This is a genomic window from Methylomonas rosea (assembly GCF_024505055.1).
Taxonomy (GTDB): domain Bacteria; phylum Pseudomonadota; class Gammaproteobacteria; order Methylococcales; family Methylomonadaceae; genus Methylomonas; species Methylomonas rosea.
The window spans coordinates 1-1328 of the sequence record NZ_JANIBL010000144.1 but is presented as its reverse complement, the minus strand read 5'-3'; the positions used below and the strand labels follow the sequence as shown (position 1 = coordinate 1328).

Annotated in this window: 1 protein-coding gene; it reads right to left on the bottom strand. The window is 54.0% G+C overall.

What is annotated here, in order from left to right; translation table 11 throughout:
- Window positions 1-54: 54 nt before the first annotated feature.
- A partial coding sequence (locus NP589_RS21515; RefSeq protein ID WP_256608802.1) for a DDE-type integrase/transposase/recombinase occupies window positions 55-1328 on the bottom strand: 1274 nt, incomplete at its 5' end.

The following is a 1328-nucleotide window of genomic DNA, read 5'->3' as shown; positions in this document are numbered from 1 at the left end:
AGTATTTTCCAATCCAGACATGAGCCTGAGCGAAGGGGATTGATGAGAAATGATTTAGGCGGCGCTTTGTTGGGATTTGTTGATTGATTGAAAGAGTTCTGCCCTGGCCTCATTGAGGTGTTGGGCGGCATCATTATCGCTGCATTGGGTGGCCAATGCGTCCAAGTTTTCAAACGAGGCTCCCGGCTTGAGATAGCCTTCCGCCTCGGGCAATGAGCGGAATTTTTCATAGGGCGTCATCATGTCCTGATAGCAGTAGCGTTTGCGAATTTTGCCCTTCTTATCCTGATATTCCGTTGGAAAGTGGCAAGGGCGGTGGAAGTTCAGATACGGCGATAGCACCTCGACGGTGAAGGCATTCACTTGGCTGGCAAACTGTTGGGGAATGTGGCTATAACCGAGATATTTGCGCACGGTCGAAGCATTTTTGCTCTCCGCCAGCGCATTGTCGTTGGTCTTGCGCGAACGCGATTTGGTCTGCTCGATACGCAATTTCTCCAGCAATTTCGCCACTTGGTGATTGATATATTCCGAGCCGTTATCGGAATGAAAGCTCTTAATCACAAACGGGAACGCATCCATCATGGCTTCCAGTACCGGCAGCAAAAAGGCTTCGCTGATGCGCTCCACGGCAAACACCGCCTGAAATTGGGTGACCTCATCCACGGCGTTGATCAGATACACGCCTTTGATGCCGTCCAGATCGCCCTGATGGACGCTGTCCACGCGCAGGTAGCCAGGACTGCCGTCCGGGGAGGGCTTTCGGCGCTCGCCGATGTTAACTTTGGTCGGGCGAGTTTTATCGAAGGAGCCCCGTTTAGCCTGGTAAGTCTTGTGCTGGCGCAGGTTGTAGAGATGGCCGTTGGAAATCCCCGCCAACCGTTCAAAGCGGGTGTCCCCATGTACCTTGAACGCCCGCTCGCACAGCTTACGCGTGGTTGTGCCGGAGACGGTGCCATGCAGCGCATCCATTTCGGCCAGCAAGCGAATGTCTTCCGTGGTGTAACGCTTCACAAACGGCACGGCGGGCGCCCGCCGCCTATCCTGGATCACGCCGTCATCGCTGAATTGTTTGATACAGCGTGCGACCTGTGCTCGCGATAAGCCGGTCATCTTGCCCAGGTATTGGCGCAATACACCTTTGTTAGTGCGGGTACAGCGGGCGTAATGAAACTGCTTGAGCGTATCGGTCATCCAGCCATAAGCGGCGACCCGATCCGTCAGCGTAAACGAAATGGCTTGGTTGCTGGAAACAAAGGCTTGCACTTGTGCCAGCGTTTTTAGTCCTTGAGTCTGTAACGTCACGATCATGTCTCCATGATCCCAAC